Here is a 15,183-nt window from a genome sequence, read left to right on the forward strand (position 1 = left end):
GCCTACCCTGGTGGGGTGCCGCTGGTGACCTACTCCGCCCTGAGGATCGCCCTGCTCGCCGCCTGCTTCGGCCTGGGGTACCTGGCCGGGCTGCGGACGTGGTTGCTGCTGATCGTGGCGACGCTCGTGGCGTGGGGGCTGTCCTACGTGCTGCTCCGGGGGCCGCGTGACCGCGCCGCGCTGTACCTGGCCGAGCGCGCCGAGCGCCGCGCGAGCGGTCACCGGTTCTCCGCGCACGCCGAGTCCGACGCCGCGCACGAGGACGCCGTCGTCGACGGCGCGGCCGGCGGACCGACGGTGGGTGGGGCGCCGGAGCACGGCACGCCGGGGCGTGGGTCGACGTCGTCCTCGACGACGGGGCCGGACGACCGCTGACCGCTCGGCGGTCAGCGGGAGACCGCGAGCCCCAGACCGAGCAGCACGCCGTACCCGAGCTCGAGCATCCCCGTCCCGGCGAGCACCGGGACCAGCGCGATCCCGCGGGCACCGACCCGCACGGTGATCGCGAGCAGCGCGGCCGGCGGGACGAGGCCGAGCACGAGCAGCGTCCACGGGGCGGTGAACGCGCAGGCCGCCGCGAGCACCAGGGGGATCGCGAGGAACGCGACGTACAGCCGGCGGGCGCGGTGCTCGCCCAGTCGGACCGCGAGGGTCCGCTTGCCGACGACGGCGTCGGTGGGGACGTCGCGCAGGTTGTTCACCATGAGCAGCGCGCACGCGAGCAGGCCGACACCGACCGCACCCGCGACCGCCGGCCACGTGATCCGGTCGGCGAGGAGGTAGGTGGTGCCGAGCACCGCGACGAGCCCGAAGAAGACGAACACGCCGACCTCGCCGAGGCCGCGGTACCCGTAGGGCTTGCGGCCCCCGGTGTAGAACCAGGCCGCGAGGATCGACGCCGCCCCGACGGCCAGCAGCCACAGGTGCCCCGTGACGAGGACGACGACCAGCCCGAGCACCGCGGCGACGCCGAAGCACGCGAACGCGGCGCGCTTGACGTGCCCGGCCGGGGCCGCACCGGACGCGGTGAGCCGCATCGGCCCGACCCGGTCGACATCGGTCCCCCGGACGCCGTCGGAGTAGTCGTTGGCGTAGTTGACGCCGACCTGCAGCGCGGCGGCCACACCGAACGCGAGGAGGGCGATGCCGGTCTCGCGCAGCCCCCAGGGCGCGACGTGCGCGGCGGCCCCGCTGCCGACGAGCACCGGGGCGGCGGCCGCGGGCAGGGTGCGCGGGCGCGCACCGGCGATCCACTCGGCGGGGGTGGCCATGCGGGCTCCGTTCAGCTCGGCGTGCGGGGGTCGGCGCGGCGGTCGAGGCGGGCTGCGGCGAGCCCGGCCACACCGCGGCGGTCGACCTTGCCCGGTCCGCGCAGCGGGAGGCGGTCCACCGCGACGACGTGCCGCGGGGCAGCGGGCGCACCCAGGGTAGCGGCGACGTGCGCGCGCACCTGCGCCGCCTCGGGCGGCGTCTGACCGGCCCGGGGGACGACGACGGCGACCACGACCTGTCCCCACTCGGCGTCCGGGACGCCGACGACGCAGACCTCCCCGACGCCCGGCAGGCCGGCCATCAGGGCTTCGACGGCCGCGGGGGCGACCTTGACCCCGCCGGTCACCACGACGTCGTCGGCGCGGCCGAGGACGGTGAGCCGGCCGTCGTCGATCCGGCCGAGGTCGTGCGTGCGCAGCCACCGGGCACCGCCGTGGTCGTCGGTGTGCTCGCCGGCTTGCGCGCCACCCTGGTCACCGGCCTGCGCGCCGGCCTGCTCGTCGGCCCGCCTGCCGGCCGGGACGGTGAAGGTCTCCGCGTCCAGGTCCGGTCGGCCGAGGTACCCGGTCGCGAGCACCGGGCCGGCGACCAGGACCGCGCCGTCGTCGTCGAGCCGGACGCGCACGCCGTCGAGCGGGACGCCGTCGTACACGCAGCCGCCGCACGTCTCGGACATGCCGTACGTGGTGACGACCGCGACCCCGGCCGAGCGAGCCCGGTCCAGCAGCGCGGGCGGTGCGGCGGCGCCGCCGAGCAGGACGGCGTCGAAGGTGCGCAGGGCCGCGCGCCCGGCGTCGTCGTCGAGCAGGCGGTGCAGCTGGGTGGGCACGAGGGAGGTGTAGCGCCGGTCCCCGGTGAGGCGGGCGGCGTCCGCGACGAAGCCGTCGGGGCGGAAGGCGCCCGGGCCGGCGACGACCGGGACCGTGCCGGCGAGGAGCGACCGGACGACCACCTGCAGGCCCGCGACGTGGTGCGCGGGAAGGGTGAGGAGCCACTGGGCGGGGCCGCCGAGGCGGGCGTCGGTCGCGGCGGCCGAGGCGCGCAGGGCGCTCGCGGACAGCATCACCCCGCGTGGTGTCCCGGTGGAGCCGGACGTCGTCACCACGACGGCGACGTCGTCGGGCACGAGGTCGGGCCGACGGGTGACGGGGCAGGTGGGCGCCGTCGCGTCCGTCACGAGGTCGGGCGTCGTCGCCGGCGCGACCGGCACGACGGCCGGTCCGTCGCCGTCCAGGGCGGCCCGCAACGCCTGCGCGAGGTGCCCCACGTCGCCCGGGCCGGCGGGCACGGCACGCAGGTCTCGGGTCACCGGGTCAGGGTAGGTGCCGCCGTAGAGTGTCGGCGGATCGCCGCCCGCCACGGTCGGTGCGAAGAGGAGTTCCTGTCGTGCGCACCACCCCAGCCCGGACCCGTCCCACCCTGCTCGTCGCGACGGTCGCCGCGCTGCTCGCCCTCGGCGGGTGCTCCGCCGAGCCGCCGCAGACGCAGGCCACGGTCACCCGGGGCCCGGACGTCGCCGTCGACAAGGGCGCCCCGCCCTCGCCCGACGTCCCGGTGAGCTGGCCGCTGACCGGCGTCGAGGTCACCGAGGTCGCCGACCGGCCCGCGCTCGCGGTGAAGATCGAGAACCCGGTCTCCGTGCGCCCGCAGAGCGGGCTGGACGAGGCGGACGTCGTCTGGGAGCAGGTGGTCGAGGGCGGCGTGACCCGGTTCGTCGCCGTCTACCACTCCGCCGTGCCCCAGGAGGTCGGCCCGATCCGCTCCGTCCGGCCGATGGACCCCGCGATCGCCGCGCCGCTCGGTGGCGTCATCGCGTTCTCCGGCGGGCAGCCCCGGTTCGTGGACGCGCTGGCCGACGCCGGTCTGCAGGTCGTCAGTCACGACGCCGGCGACGCCGGGTTCTGGCGCCGCTCAGGTCGTGCCGCGCCGCACAACGTCTTCGGCGACCCGACCCGGTTCCTCGAGCAGGCCGACTCCCGCCACACCGCCCCGCCGCCCCCGCAGTTCACCTTCGCGACCCGGCCGGACCTCGCGACCGCGACGGAGGGGCACGCCGACCGGCTCGATCGCGCTGACGATGTCCACCTACTCGCAGCCCGGCTGGACGTGGGACGAGGCCCGCGGCGCGTGGCTGCGGACCGAGAAGGGCGTGCCGGCGACGGCGGCGTCCGGTGCGCGCCTGGCCGCCGCCAACGTCGTGGTGCTGCGGGTCGACCTCGTCGATTCCGGCACCCGGGACCCGTCCGGCGCGGTGGTCCCCGAGACGCTTCTCGAGGGCACCGGCGACGCGCTCGTCGCGACCGGCGGGCGCACGCTCGACGCCACGTGGTCCAAGGGGGCGGTCACCGAGCCGGTGCGCCTGACGACCGCCGACGGCGCCCCGGTGCGCCTCGAGCCGGGCGTCACCTGGGTCGAGCTCGTGCCGAACGAGACCGGCGGGGTCACCGCCGGCTGAGCCGCACCGTGCTCGGCGGCCCGGGGCCGCCCGCGCCCGCTCTGGCCCGCCTGCCTGCGCCCGTGCGCCGGCGCGCCGCCTGCGGGGCTCAGAAGGCGTACGGGAAGCGCGACCAGTCCGGGTCGCGGCGCTCGAGGAAGGCGTCGCGCCCCTCGACCGCCTCGTCGGTCATGTACGCGAGACGGGTCGCCTCCCCGGCGAAGACCTGCTGCCCGGCCAGGCCGTCGTCGGCCAGGTTGAACGCGAACTTGAGCATGCGGACGGCCTGCGGGGACTTGGTCGCGATGATCCGGGCGTACTCGAGCGCGAGGTCCTCCAGGTCGTCGTGGTCGGCGACCTCGTTGACGGCCCCCCACCGCTCGGCGTCCTCGGCGGAGTACTCCCGGGCGAGGAAGAAGATCTCCCGTGCCCGCTTCTGCCCGATCTGCCGCGCCAGGTAGGCCGAGCCGTAGCCGCCGTCGAAGGAGCCGACGTTCGCGTCGGTCTGCTTGAAGCGCGCGTGCTGACGGGAGGCGATCGACAGGTCTGCCACGACGTGCAGCGAGTGCCCGCCGCCCGCGGCCCAGCCGTTGACGACCGCGACGACGACCTTGGGCATCGTCCGGATGAGGCGCTGCACCTCGAGGATGTGCAGCCGTCCGGCGCGCGCCGGGTCGATCGCATCCGCCGTCTGCTCCTGCGTCGTGCCCGTGTAGCGGTACCCGTCACGGCCGCGGATGCGCTGGTCGCCGCCGGAGCAGAACGCCCAGCCGCCGTCCTTGGGGCTGGGCCCGTTCCCGGTCAGGAGCACCGTGCCGACGTCGGACGTCATGCGGGCGTGGTCGAGCGCGCGGTACAGCTCGTCGACGGTGTGCGGGCGGAACGCGTTGCGCACCTCGGGCCGGTCGAACGCGATCCGCACGACCGGGAGGTCCCGCTCGGTCCCGTCGTCGTGCCGCTCCACCCCGCGGTGGTAGGTCAGGTCGGTCAGTCCCTCGAAGCCCGCCACGGTGCGCCACCGCGCCGGGTCGAAGGTCGCGGACACGGGCGCGGGGAGGTCGCTCACCCGCGTCACCCTAGCCGCGGGTACCGACAGCGTCCGGGCCGCCGGTGGCGGGCGGCCGCGGGGTCCGCGGGCGGTGCGCCCCGGGTCGGTGACGACGCCTAGCCTGGGTCCGTGACCGCCCCGACGCCGCCGACGCCCGAGGACGTCGCCGTGTGGAGCGTGCCGATGCGCACCCGGTTCCGTGGCATCACCGTCCGTGAGGGCGTGCTGGTGCACGGCGCGGCGGGCTGGGGCGAGTGGAGCCCCTTCACCGAGTACGACGACGACGAGGCGGTGGCCTGGTGGCGCGCCGCACGCGAGGCCGCGGACGACGGCTGGCCGGCGGCCGTCCGGGACACGATCCCGGTCAACGTGACGATCCCCGCCGTCGACGCCGCCACCGCGCACCGGCTGGTGACCGCGTCCGGCGGCTGCCGTACCGCGAAGGTGAAGGTCGCCGAGCCGGGCCAGGACGTCGGCGCCGAGATCGCCCGGCTCGAGGCGGTCCGGGACGCGCTCGGGCCCGACGGGGCGATCCGGGTCGACGCCAACGCGGCCTGGGACGTCGACACCGCGGTGACCCGGCTGCGCCTGCTCGACCGCGCCGCCGGCGGGCTGGAGTACGCCGAGCAGCCCGTCCCCGGCGTGGCCGATCTCGCGGCCCTACGCCGGGCGACCCACGTGCCGATCGCCGCGGACGAGTCGATCCGCCGCGCCGAGGACCCGCTCGCCGTCGCCCGAGCCGAGGCGGCCGACGTCGTCGTGCTCAAGGTGCAGCCCCTCGGCGGCGTGCGCGCGTGCCTGCGGCTCGCCGAGCAGGTCGGGCTGCCGGTCGTCGTGTCCTCGGCGCTCGAGACGTCGGTCGGGCTCGCGGCCGGGATCGCGCTCGCCGCCGCCCTGCCGGAGCTGCCGTACGCGTGCGGGCTCGCCACCGCGCAGCTGCTCACGTCCGACCTCGTCACCGACCCCCTGCTCCCGCTCGACGGTGCCATCCCGGTGCGCCGTCCGGAGCCCGATCCCGCGCGGCTGGCGGCTGCGGCGGCGTCGTCCGACCGGGCCGCGTGGTGGGCCGCGCGCGTCGAGCGGGTCCGGGCGCTGGACCGGGGCACCACCCGGCGCTCACTACGGTGAGCGGTATGACCGAGCCCCCCGCCGCCTCGGCGACGACAGCGGCGACCACGGCGGCCCGGGTGCTCGTCCAGGCGCTGGCCCGGCTCGGCGTGCGCGACGTCGTCCTGTCGCCCGGGTCCCGCTCCGCGCCGCTCGCGTACGCGCTCGCCGCCGCCGCGCTGCCCGACGGCGAGCGCCCCGCCGGCGCACCCGCGATGCGGCTGCACGTCCGCGTCGACGAGCGCGCCGCCGCGTTCCTCGCCCTGGGCATCGCCCGCGGGACCGCGGCGCTCGACGGTGCGCCGGACGACGTCGGGCCGCGGCCGGTCGCCGTCGTCACCACGTCCGGCACCGCGACGGCGAACCTGCATCCCGCGGTCCTCGAGGCCCACCACGCCGGCGTCCCGCTCCTGCTGCTCACCGCCGACCGCCCGCACGAGCTGCGCGGGACCGGTGCGAACCAGACCACCGACCAGGTCGGCCTCTACGGCGGCGCGGTCCGCTTCGCCGTCGACGTCCCCGCGCCCAGCGGGCGGGCGGGGAGGCCCGCGACCTGCGCCACCTCGTCGCCCGTGCCGTCGCCGCCGCCCGGGGCGCGCGCACCGGCGACCCCGGCCCGGTGCACCTCGACCTCGCCTACCGCGAGCCGCTCGCGCCGGGCGCGGGCGACGCCGCGTGGCCCGAGCCGAGCGAGGACGGCCTCGTGTCCGTCGTGCCGCGCGGGGCCCTGGGGGCAGAGGTGTGGCACGGCGGCGTGGCGGGTGCGGGGCCCCGGGGGCCGGCGTCGGACGGTCAGGGCACCGGCGACGGGAGCGGCCCGGATGCCGCCGGCGACGGGCGCCGCCCGGACGACGTCGTGCCGACCGCCGTCGTCGCCGGGGACGGTGCGGGCCCGGTCGCGCGGCGGATCGCCGAGGTGAACGGGTGGCCGCTGCTCGCCGAGCCGTCGTCCGGTGCGCTGGGCGGGCCGAACGCCGTCCCGGCGTACCGGCTGCTCCTCGCCCGCGACGAGCTCGGTGGGGCCGTGCGCCGCGCCGTCGTGCTCGGGCGGCCCACGCTCTCGCGTCCGGTGCAGGCGCTGCTCGCCCGCGACGACGTCGAGGTCCTCGTCATCGCCCCGCGTGGGGCGACCTGGCCCGACGCCGCCCGCCGCGCCGGCACCGTGCTCGCCGACGTGCCGCCCCGGCTGGTCGGCGAGAGCGACGGCACCGCGGTCACGCCCGTCGCGCAGCCCGGCCCGTGGATCGAGCGGTGGCGGGCGGCCGGGGAGCGCGCCGCCGCCGTGATCGACGCGGTGCTCGACGCCGGCGCGCACGGACCGGGCGCCCCCGGCGACCTCCCGGTCAGCGGACAGCAGGTCGCCCGGGCGGTCGCGCGCGCGTGCCGGCCCGGCGACGTCCTGGTGATCGGGTCCAGCAACCCCGTGCGCGACCTCGACCTCGTCGGCGCGTGGGGTGACGCGGCGCCGACGGTGCTGGCGAACCGCGGCCTCGCGGGGATCGACGGCACCGTCTCCACCGCCCTCGGCGTCGCGCTCGCCGCCCGGGAAGCGCCCGAGGTGGGGCACGTGCGTGCCCTGCTCGGTGACCTGACCTTCCTGCACGACGTCGGCGGGCTGCTGGGTGGGCCGCTGGAGGCCCGGCCGGACCTGCAGGTCGTGGTCGCCAACGACGACGGCGGCTCCATCTTCGCGACGCTCGAGCACGGGGCCGCCGAGCACGCCGACGTCTTCGAGCGCGTGTTCGGCACCCCGCACGGCGCTGACCTGGGCTCGCTGTGCGCGGGGTACGGCGTCCGGCACGTGTTGGTGCGCGACAAGGACGAGCTCGCCGTCGCCCTGGCCACCCCGGGGCCCGGGGTGAGCGTCGTGGAGGTCGCGGTGGACCGCACCCGGCGCCGTGCGCTGGGCGAGCAGATCGCCGCGGCGGTGACGCAGGCCCTGGACTGAGCTCGTCGTGCGCCTGGATTCTCACAGCGAACGTCCAGGGAACGCCGAGGGTCGTCGCAGGTACGGGGACTTCCATGGTGGCCAACGACAGGAGGCCACCACATGACCGAGCACGACCAGACGCCCCAGGCCGCACGCCCCGACGGCGCGACGGCCCCGCAGCGCGACGACCAGCCGACCCAGACGTTCCCCGCCCCGGGCCCGACCGCACCCATGCCCACCGTCGACGCCCGCGCCGAGGCGCCGACGCCGACGGTCGACACGTCGGCCGCGACGCCGATGCCGACCGTCCAAGGGCAAGGCGCGACGCCGACGCCCGAGGTCGCCGCTGCACCGGCGCCGGCGGGCTGGACGCTCGCCGGCTCGCCGGCGGCGCCCGCGCACGGGCACGCCGCTGCCGCGCCGTCGGCCGCCGGCGGGTCCGGGGCCGGGTGGGCCGGCACGCCCACCGATGCACCGGCACCGGAGGGTCCGTCCGCCGACCGGCGCCGCCCGACGTGGGTCCCCTCGTGGGTACCGCAGCCGCAGCCGCCCTGCTCGCGAGCGTGACGACCGCCGGCATGACCGGTGCGTTCGGTGACGACGCGGCGGCGACCACGACTCCGGCGTCGCTCGCGGACATCGGGCAGGCGTCGACCGCGACGGTGCCCGTCGCGGGCTCCACCTCGGACGACCCCGACTGGGAGGCGGTCGCCTCCGCGGTGAGCGCGTCCGTCGTCGCCATCCAGGTCAGGACCGCGAACGGTGGTGGGGAGGGCTCGGGCGTCGTCATCGACACCGACGGGCACATCATCACGAACAACCACGTGGTGGCCGGCGCCACGGACGACACGGTCCAGGTGACGCTGACCGACGGCCGCCTCTTCGAGGCGACCATCGTCGGCCTCGACCCCTCGACGGACCTCGCGGTCATCCGGATCGACGACGCACCCGACGACCTGTCGCCCGCCGCTCTCGGCGACTCCGACGACGTCGTCGTCGGCGCGCCGGTGATGGCGGTCGGCAACCCGCTGGGCCTGGCCAACACGGTCACCACGGGAATCGTGTCCGCGCTCGACCGGCCGGTGTCCGCATCGTCGAGCACCGCGACGAGCGCCTCGGACGTGGTGGTGACCAACGCCATCCAGATCGACGCGGCGATCAACCCGGGCAACAGCGGTGGTCCGCTGTTCGACGCCCGCGGTCGGGTCGTCGGCATCACCTCGTCGATCGCGACGCTGTCCAACGGGTCCTCACAGGCAGGCTCGATCGGTCTGGGCTTCGCCATCCCGGCGAACCTCGCCCGCGACGTCGCGCGGCAGCTCGTGGAGGACGGTGCCGCGGAGCACGCGTTCCTCGGTGTCGCGCTGAGCGACGGCACGGCGACCGCGGACGGCGTGACCCGTCGGGGCGCCGTCGTCGAGCAGGTGACGGCGGGCTCGCCCGCCGAGGGCGCCGAGCTGCGGGTCGGTGACGTCATCGTGGCGATCGACGGCGACGCGGTCGCCGGGTCCGAGTCGCTGACCGGCTACGTGCGCGAGCGGTCGTCCGGTGACACCGCCGAGCTCACGGTGGTCCGCGACGGGGAGGCCCTCGACGTGACGGTCACGCTGGCGACGCGGGAGACTCCGGTGCCCAGCGAGCCCGGGAGCGGCGACGACCGGTCGAGCGACCCGACCAACCCGAACAACCTGCCGCCGTTCGACTGGTTCGGCGGTCGGGGCTGACGGGGCGCCTCCTCGTCGGGTGCAGCGCCACCGCGGGGGTCCGCGGTGGCGCTGCGTCGTCTTCTCCGACTCCGTGACCGGTGTCGCGGGTCAGGTGGTCGGTCCGGCGACGAGGTGGGAGCGCGCCTCGTGGACGGTCAACGGGTCGCTCGACGACGTCGTGGTCGCGGTTCCGGCCACCGGCTCCCACCCGGTCGTCCCCGCGATCTGGAAGACCGCCGACCACGTGGTGGTGAGGGTGATGCGGTGGGTTCCCTCGCCGCGGTAGCGGTGCGCGACGGTGTGCTCGGGCCACGGCCGGCCGGGGTCGTCCGTGCGCAGCGGGTCGGACCCGTCGCCGAAGTCCCAGGTGAACGTCTGCGGCGTCGCGCGGATCCGCACGCCGATGCCGAGCACCGTGGTGTCGATGACCTGCTCGGCGTCGTCGGTGAACACGACGGTGTCCGCGTTGACCAGCGTCCAGCCCGACGGCGGCTCGACCGACAGCGACGACGGGGTCAGCGGCAGGCGCTGCAGCTCTTGCGCGATCGCAGCGCGGATGTCGACATCGACGACGCATCCCCCGGGTCGACCATCGACCAGTCGGACCAGCCGCCCGGTGCGGCGGCATCCGGGGTGCGGCGGAACAGCGGCGCAACGGCGCGCTCATCCGGAAGGCATTCACGAATGGCGGTGATGGTCCCGGGCGTGTCTGCGGTGCAGTCGGGTCCGAATTGGAGATCGGTGATCTCCGGGGCGAGACCACATGAGAGAGCGAGTGACCGTCGGTACTCGCTTGCAGAATCGGCTCCGCCATTCCGTGCGGCCCCCACAGCCTCCGCAGGCCGCCCCATTGTGCCCGCGACGAGATAGCTGTCTCGGTCCGAGTGAGCGCGCCAGCTGTCGTTGCCGGAAGCGAATGCTGTAGTAGGAACCGAGAGAATCCCCATGCATACGAGAGCGAGCGGGCCATGAAGGTGAAGCTGCTTCACCGTCATGCTTCGCCCACGACCACTGCAAGGATTTTCCATCCGTTGTTCGTCCACAACGTGTCGACTCGTACGGGTCCTGAGTCCCCCACGGTTTCGTTGATAACGGTTCCGTCGTTTGCGGTGTGCCGAACGGGTGCTTGCACAAAGTGTGCGTCGACCGGGTAGCCGCCGAGAAGATCGTCCTTGGCCAGAACGGTGACATCATCCAAAGCGATCTCGCCGCCAATGTACTGTTCTTCGTTTGCGAACATAGTGGCCGCGTCGCTCGCAATGCGCGAGCAAAAGCCGCAGACGTCGGAACTCATAGACAACCAGTTCGCCGTGTCCCCGGATTGCATCGTGTACGAGTACAACGACACAAAGTATTCCGCCGCCGCAGCCGCTCCGACCTCGTCAATGCGCTCGAGCTCAGCTGGTGGCTCGGGCGCGACGACCGGCGCCTGGGTCGGAGTCGGGGTCGGGCTCGGCGTGGGACTCGGCTCCGGCGCCGTCTCGGACGGCGACGACACGATCGGCGGAGGCTCCGGGTCGTCCTGCGACGTGCACCCGGCGGCGAGCAGCACGGCAAGCACCGTGGTCAGCGTGATGCCGCGCCTGTGCAGCATGCGCACCCCTGGCATGAGGACCGGCCGTGACCGTACCAACGCCGCCCTCGCCCGGAACAGACCCCCGATCGCGTGCTGTGGACGACGTCTCAGCCGGTCAGGCGCGGGTGGTGAGCGGCGTCAGTCGCTCGCGAGCGCGTGCCGCATGGGCTCGAGCTTCGCCTCGGACTCCGCGAGCTCAGCCGCGGGGTCGGACGCGGCGACGATGCCGCACCCGGCGAACAGCCGCAGGCGGTGCGGGTCCTGCGGGTCGATCTCGGCCGAGCGCAGCGCGATGCCCCACTCGCCGTCGCCGTCGGCGCCCAGCCATCCGACCGGCCCGGCGTAGCGGCCGCGGTCCATGCCCTCGACCTCGGCGATGAGCTCGCGCGCGGCGCGGGTCGGCGTCCCGCAGACCGCAGCGGTCGGGTGCAGCGCGGCGGCGAGGCCCAGGCTGGAGGGTGCGGCGGCCCCGCCGACGTCGTGCGCCAGCACACCGGTGATGTCGCTGGCCAGGTGCAGCACGTTGGGCAGGTGCAGCACGAACGGCACGTCGGGCACGTTGGTGGAGGAGCAGAACGGCTCGAGCGCGTCGGCGACGGAGCGCACGGCGTACTCGTGCTCCTCGAGGTCCTTGGAGGAGTGGGCGAGGATCGCAGCGCGGGCGAGGTCGGCGTCGTCGTCGCCGGTGCGGCGCACCGTCCCGGCCAGCACGCGCGACGTGACCAGGCCCTTCTCGCTGCGGACCAGCAGCTCGGGGGTCGCGCCCAGCATCCCGTCGACGCTGAACGTCCAGCACGTCGGGTAGGCGTCGGCCAGGCGCCCCAGCACCCAGCGCGGGTCGAGCGGCTGCGCGGTGCGCGCCACGACGTCGCGCGCCAGCACCACCTTGTCCACCCGGCCGGCCCGGATCGCGGCGACGCCGTGCGCGACGACGTCGCGCCACCCGTCAGCGGGCACCGCGCCGTCGGCGTAGGTGACCTCGCCCGGCGCCCGGACCGGCGCGCGGTGACCGACGACCCCGCGCAGCGTCGGGGCGCGGCCGATCACGGCGCCGCTCTCGATCGTCGTCAGCCAGGTGGTGCCGCCCCGTCGCCCGACGACGACGCGTGGCACCACGAGCGCGCCCGCGGAGGGCCCGGACGCGTGCGCGTCGAACGCGAAGGACCCGAAGGCGACGGGGCCGCTCCCCGGGAGCCGGACGTCGTCGCGCACGACGGCGTGCGCCAGGACGCGGCCCCACGCGGCCTCGGCGTCCGCGAAGCGGTCCGGTCCGGAGACCTCGAGGCGCAGCGCCTCGCCCCAGCCGACGAGGCCGTCGCCGCGTCGCACCCACGCGAGCGGCGCGTCGGCGGGCAGCAGGTCGAGGAGGGCACCGGGATCCTCGACGCGGACCGTGCGCACCACGAGCGGGTGCGGGACGGTGGTCGGCGTCGGGTCGGCGGACATCCCCACCAGGGTAGGTCGGCCCCTCGCACCTCGTGGCGCGAGGGGCCACCGCGGACCTGAGACGATGAGCACATGTCGCGCGCCAGCCTGGAGAAGCAGCCGCATGAGGTCGCCCGGATGTTCGACGGGATCGCCCGCCGCTACGACCTGACCAACGACGTGATGTCGCTGGGGCAGGACCGCGCATGGCGATCGGCCACCCTCCGCGCCCTCGACGTCGGCCCGGGGGACCGGGTGCTGGACCTCGCGGCCGGCACCGGGACGTCGAGCGCGCCGCTCGCGGACCGTGGCGTGCTGGTGGTGCCGTGCGACCTCTCCTTCGGGATGCTCGAGGTCGGCAAGCGCCGCCGCCCGGACCTGGGGTTCATCGCCGGTGACGCGACGCGGCTGCCGTTCGCCGACGCGTCGTTCGACGCCGTGACCATCTCGTTCGGGCTGCGCAACGTCGTCGACACCGCCCGGGCGCTGGGCGAGATGCTCCGGGTGACCCGTCCCGGCGGACGGCTCGTGGTGTGCGAGTTCTCGCACGCCACCTGGGCGCCGTTCCGGACCGTCTACGAGAACTACCTCATGCGGGCGCTGCCGACCGTCGCGCGGGCGGTCTCCAAGGAGACCGACGCCTACACCTACCTCGCCGAGTCCATCCGTGCGTGGCCTGATCAGCGCGCGCTCGGCCGCGAGATCCGCGCCGCGGGCTGGGACGAGGTCGCCTACCGCAACCTCACCGGGGGCGTGGTGGCGTTGCACCGCGCGACCCGCCCGGAGGCCTGACCGGGACCGCGACCGCGCGCGGGCGCCGGCCGCGCCCCGGCGTCCGACGTGGTGGCGCGGACCGGGGCCGTCGTGCGCCCGGACGAGGGACCGGCGACACCGGCACGGCCGGGTGAGGCAAGCCTTCGCAGACAGCGCCCGGACGCCTGACTACAGTGGGCGCCGCTGTAGTTCGTGAACGTCTTCACAGGTGAGGCGAGCCGTGACCGGTGCACTGAGCGATGACGCAGACGTCATCGTCGTGGGCGCAGGACCCGCTGGGTCCGCGACCGCCTACTGGTGCGCCTCCGCGGGCCTGAACGTCCTCCTCCTCGAGAAGGCCGCCTTCCCCGGGACAAGGTCTGCGGGGACGGGCTCACCCCACGCGCGGTCAAGGAGCTCGTCGCGATGGGGGTCACCCTGCGCGAGAGCGACGGCTGGATCCGCAACCAGGGGCTGCGCGTCATCGGGGGCGGTCACCGCCTCGAGCTGCCGTGGCCCGAGCTGTCCTCCTACCCGTCGTACGGGCTCGCGCGGTCCCGGATGAGCCTGGACCACGCGCTCGCCGACCACGCGCGCGCCGCCGGCGCCAAGCTGCTCGATCGGACCCAGGTCACCGGGCCGCTCGTCGACGAGCGGACCGGCCGCGTCGTCGGCGTGACCGCCCGGCCCGTGGACGACGCCGGTCGCCGCAACGGCGACCCCGTCGAGTACCGCGCCCCCGTCGTCATCGCCGCCGACGGCGTCTCGGCGCGGCTCGGTCTGTCCCTGGGGCTGGAGAAGCGGATGGACCGGCCCATGGGGGTGGCCGTCCGGACCTACTTCCGCACCCCGCGGCACGACGACGCCTGGATGGAGAGCCACCTCGAGCTGTGGGACGGCGCCCCGGGGACCTCGAACCTCATGCCCGGGTACGGCTGGATCTTCGCGCTCGGCGACGGCACCGCGAACGTCGGCCTGGGCAGCGTCGCCTCGACACCCAACGCGACGAAGGTCGACTACAAGGACCTGTTCGCGCGGTGGATGGCCAACGCCCCTGCCGAGTGGGAGTTCACCCCGGACCACCAGGTCGGTCCCGTGCAGGGGGCCGCGCTGCCGATGGGCTTCAACCGCACGCCGCTGTACGGCCGCGGGCTGCTCCTCGTCGGTGACTCCGGCGGCATGGTCAGCCCGTTCAACGGCGAGGGCATCGCCTACGCGCTGCAGGCGGGCCGGGTCGCCGCGGACGCCGTCGTGCAGGCGCACGCGCGGACCACGCCCGAGGCGAAGGAGCGCGCGCTGGCGACCTACGCCACGACGATGCGCGAGGACCTCGGCGGCTTCTACACGCTGGGCCGGTACTTCGTCCGGCTCATCGAGCACCCCGAGGTCATGCGGCTGTGCACCCGGTACGGGCTGCCGCGGCCGCTGGTCATGCGCTTCACGCTGAAGCTGCTCTCGGACTGCTACGAGCCACGCGGCGGCGACATGGTCGACCGCGTCATCTCCGGACTGACCCGGCTGGTACCGGCGGCGTGAGTGCGACAAGGAGTCAACGGTGAATCCCTTCGTCCCCATCCTGGTCCTCATGGCCGTCGCGGCCGTGCTCGCGCTCGGCGGCGTCGCGTCGAGCGTGCTCATCGGACCCAAGCGGTACAACCAGGCGAAGCTCGAGGCGTACGAGTGCGGCATCGAGCCGACGCCGCAGGCCACCGGGGTGGCCGGTTCCCGATCAAGTACTACCTCGTCGCGATGACCTTCATCATCTTCGACATCGAGGTGGTCTTCCTCTACCCGTGGGCCGTCGCGTTCAGCGAGGTCGCCCTGTACGGGCTCGTCGCGATGATGGCGTTCCTCCTGCTGATCACGGTGCCGTTCGTGTACGAGTGGCGCCGCGGCGGGTTCGAGTGGGACTGACAGGACGGAGCGTTTCCT

The 15,183-nt window shown here is 75.3% G+C and carries 14 protein-coding genes and 3 pseudogenes; 11 read left to right on the forward strand and 6 right to left on the reverse strand.

Annotated elements, in window-relative coordinates; translation table 11 throughout:
- Nucleotides 1-15 precede the first annotated feature (15 nt).
- The gene (locus tag REH70_RS01035; protein WP_310751127.1) at nucleotides 16-375 is read left to right on the forward strand and encodes a DUF4229 domain-containing protein; all 360 of its coding nucleotides are present in this window, start codon (nucleotides 16-18) and stop codon (nucleotides 373-375) included.
- Nucleotides 376-386: 11 nt separating this feature from the next.
- Here REH70_RS01035 and REH70_RS01040 read toward each other — a convergent pair whose 3' ends face one another.
- On the reverse strand, nucleotides 387-1,271 hold the full coding sequence (locus tag REH70_RS01040) for a 1,4-dihydroxy-2-naphthoate polyprenyltransferase (RefSeq protein ID WP_310751130.1): 885 nt from the start codon (nucleotides 1,269-1,271) through the stop codon (nucleotides 387-389).
- A gap of 11 nt (nucleotides 1,272-1,282) precedes the next feature.
- Nucleotides 1,283-2,581: an AMP-binding protein gene (locus REH70_RS01045; RefSeq protein WP_310751133.1), complete on the reverse strand. Its 1,299-nt coding sequence runs from the start codon at nucleotides 2,579-2,581 to the stop codon at nucleotides 1,283-1,285.
- A gap of 305 nt (nucleotides 2,582-2,886) precedes the next feature.
- Between REH70_RS01045 and REH70_RS01050 the strand changes: the two are divergent.
- Together REH70_RS01050 and REH70_RS01055 are read left to right on the forward strand one after the other, a co-directional pair.
- Nucleotides 2,887-3,195, forward strand: a pseudogene (locus REH70_RS01050) (DUF3048 domain-containing protein); the annotation flags it as partial.
- A 154-nt stretch (nucleotides 3,196-3,349) separates the two neighbouring features.
- Entirely contained in the window at nucleotides 3,350-3,727 is a 378-nt protein-coding gene (locus REH70_RS01055; protein ID WP_310751136.1) for a DUF3048 C-terminal domain-containing protein, read from the forward strand.
- An 88-nt stretch (nucleotides 3,728-3,815) separates the two neighbouring features.
- Here REH70_RS01055 and REH70_RS01060 read toward each other — a convergent pair whose 3' ends face one another.
- Nucleotides 3,816-4,772 carry a 1,4-dihydroxy-2-naphthoyl-CoA synthase gene (locus REH70_RS01060; protein WP_310751139.1) on the reverse strand — a complete coding sequence of 319 codons (957 nt, stop codon included), beginning with the start codon at nucleotides 4,770-4,772 and terminating at the stop codon, nucleotides 3,816-3,818.
- Nucleotides 4,773-4,937: 165 nt separating this feature from the next.
- Here REH70_RS01060 and REH70_RS01065 point away from each other — a divergent pair, with 165 nt between their 5' ends.
- The 5 genes from REH70_RS01065 to REH70_RS01085 all read left to right on the forward strand — a co-directional run bounded on the left by REH70_RS01065 (nucleotide 4,938) and on the right by REH70_RS01085 (nucleotide 9,515).
- Nucleotides 4,938-5,882 carry an o-succinylbenzoate synthase gene (locus REH70_RS01065; protein WP_396134708.1) on the forward strand — a complete coding sequence of 315 codons (945 nt, stop codon included), beginning with the start codon at nucleotides 4,938-4,940 and terminating at the stop codon, nucleotides 5,880-5,882.
- 5 nt (nucleotides 5,883-5,887) lie between these two features.
- Nucleotides 5,888-6,781: a thiamine pyrophosphate-binding protein gene (locus REH70_RS01070; protein ID WP_310751145.1), complete on the forward strand. Its 894-nt coding sequence runs from the start codon at nucleotides 5,888-5,890 to the stop codon at nucleotides 6,779-6,781.
- On the forward strand, nucleotides 6,718-7,809 hold the full coding sequence (locus REH70_RS01075) for a hypothetical protein (protein ID WP_310751148.1): 1,092 nt from the start codon (nucleotides 6,718-6,720) through the stop codon (nucleotides 7,807-7,809). Before REH70_RS01070 ends, REH70_RS01075 begins: the two co-directional genes overlap by 64 nt.
- A gap of 102 nt (nucleotides 7,810-7,911) precedes the next feature.
- Nucleotides 7,912-8,358: a hypothetical protein gene (locus tag REH70_RS01080; protein WP_310751150.1), complete on the forward strand. Its 447-nt coding sequence runs from the start codon at nucleotides 7,912-7,914 to the stop codon at nucleotides 8,356-8,358.
- Nucleotides 8,319-9,515, forward strand: coding sequence for a trypsin-like peptidase domain-containing protein (locus REH70_RS01085; RefSeq protein WP_310751153.1), 1,197 nt, complete (start codon nucleotides 8,319-8,321; stop codon nucleotides 9,513-9,515). The genes REH70_RS01080 and REH70_RS01085 overlap by 40 nt, the downstream gene beginning before the upstream one ends.
- A 90-nt stretch (nucleotides 9,516-9,605) precedes the next feature.
- On the opposite strand, the gene REH70_RS01090 is transcribed toward REH70_RS01085, so the two are convergent.
- From REH70_RS01090 to REH70_RS01100, 3 genes are all read right to left on the reverse strand, one after another.
- Nucleotides 9,606-9,950 (reverse strand): PKD domain-containing protein, encoded by a 345-nt coding sequence (locus REH70_RS01090; protein WP_310751156.1) that lies wholly within the window; start codon nucleotides 9,948-9,950, stop codon nucleotides 9,606-9,608.
- 538 nt (nucleotides 9,951-10,488) lie between these two features.
- Nucleotides 10,489-11,091 carry a DUF6318 family protein gene (locus REH70_RS01095; protein ID WP_310754092.1) on the reverse strand — a complete coding sequence of 201 codons (603 nt, stop codon included), beginning with the start codon at nucleotides 11,089-11,091 and terminating at the stop codon, nucleotides 10,489-10,491.
- 120 nt (nucleotides 11,092-11,211) lie between these two features.
- Nucleotides 11,212-12,519 (reverse strand): isochorismate synthase, encoded by a 1,308-nt coding sequence (locus tag REH70_RS01100; RefSeq protein ID WP_310751159.1) that lies wholly within the window; start codon nucleotides 12,517-12,519, stop codon nucleotides 11,212-11,214.
- 72 nt (nucleotides 12,520-12,591) lie between these two features.
- Here REH70_RS01100 and REH70_RS01105 point away from each other — a divergent pair, with 72 nt between their 5' ends.
- The 3 genes and pseudogenes from REH70_RS01105 (at nucleotide 12,592) to REH70_RS01115 (ending at nucleotide 15,165) form a co-directional block, all read left to right on the forward strand.
- Entirely contained in the window at nucleotides 12,592-13,290 is a 699-nt protein-coding gene (locus tag REH70_RS01105; RefSeq protein ID WP_310751162.1) for a demethylmenaquinone methyltransferase, read from the forward strand.
- A 202-nt stretch (nucleotides 13,291-13,492) separates the two neighbouring features.
- A pseudogene (locus REH70_RS01110) lies at nucleotides 13,493-14,787 on the forward strand (geranylgeranyl reductase family protein).
- Nucleotides 14,788-14,806: 19 nt separating this feature from the next.
- Nucleotides 14,807-15,165, forward strand: a pseudogene (locus REH70_RS01115) (NADH-quinone oxidoreductase subunit A).
- Nucleotides 15,166-15,183: the final 18 nt, after the last annotated feature.

Source organism: Cellulomonas sp. ATA003, from assembly GCF_031582905.1.
GTDB lineage: Bacteria > Actinomycetota > Actinomycetes > Actinomycetales > Cellulomonadaceae > Pengzhenrongella.

Bases quoted from the DNA above. Each gene is read 5' to 3' on its own strand.
- REH70_RS01040 (WP_310751130.1), bottom strand. From the start codon at position 1,271: ATGGCCACCCCCGCCGAGTGGATCGCCGGTGCGCGCCCGCGCACCCTG.
- REH70_RS01055 (WP_310751136.1), top strand. From the start codon at position 3,350: ATGTCCACCTACTCGCAGCCCGGCTGGACGTGGGACGAGGCCCGCGGC.
- REH70_RS01065 (WP_396134708.1), top strand. From the start codon at position 4,938: ATGCGCACCCGGTTCCGTGGCATCACCGTCCGTGAGGGCGTGCTGGTG.
- REH70_RS01070 (WP_310751145.1), top strand. From the start codon at position 5,888: ATGACCGAGCCCCCCGCCGCCTCGGCGACGACAGCGGCGACCACGGCG.
- REH70_RS01080 (WP_310751150.1), top strand. From the start codon at position 7,912: ATGACCGAGCACGACCAGACGCCCCAGGCCGCACGCCCCGACGGCGCG.
- REH70_RS01095 (WP_310754092.1), bottom strand. From the start codon at position 11,091: ATGCTGCACAGGCGCGGCATCACGCTGACCACGGTGCTTGCCGTGCTG.
- REH70_RS01100 (WP_310751159.1), bottom strand. From the start codon at position 12,519: ATGTCCGCCGACCCGACGCCGACCACCGTCCCGCACCCGCTCGTGGTG.
- REH70_RS01105 (WP_310751162.1), top strand. From the start codon at position 12,592: ATGTCGCGCGCCAGCCTGGAGAAGCAGCCGCATGAGGTCGCCCGGATG.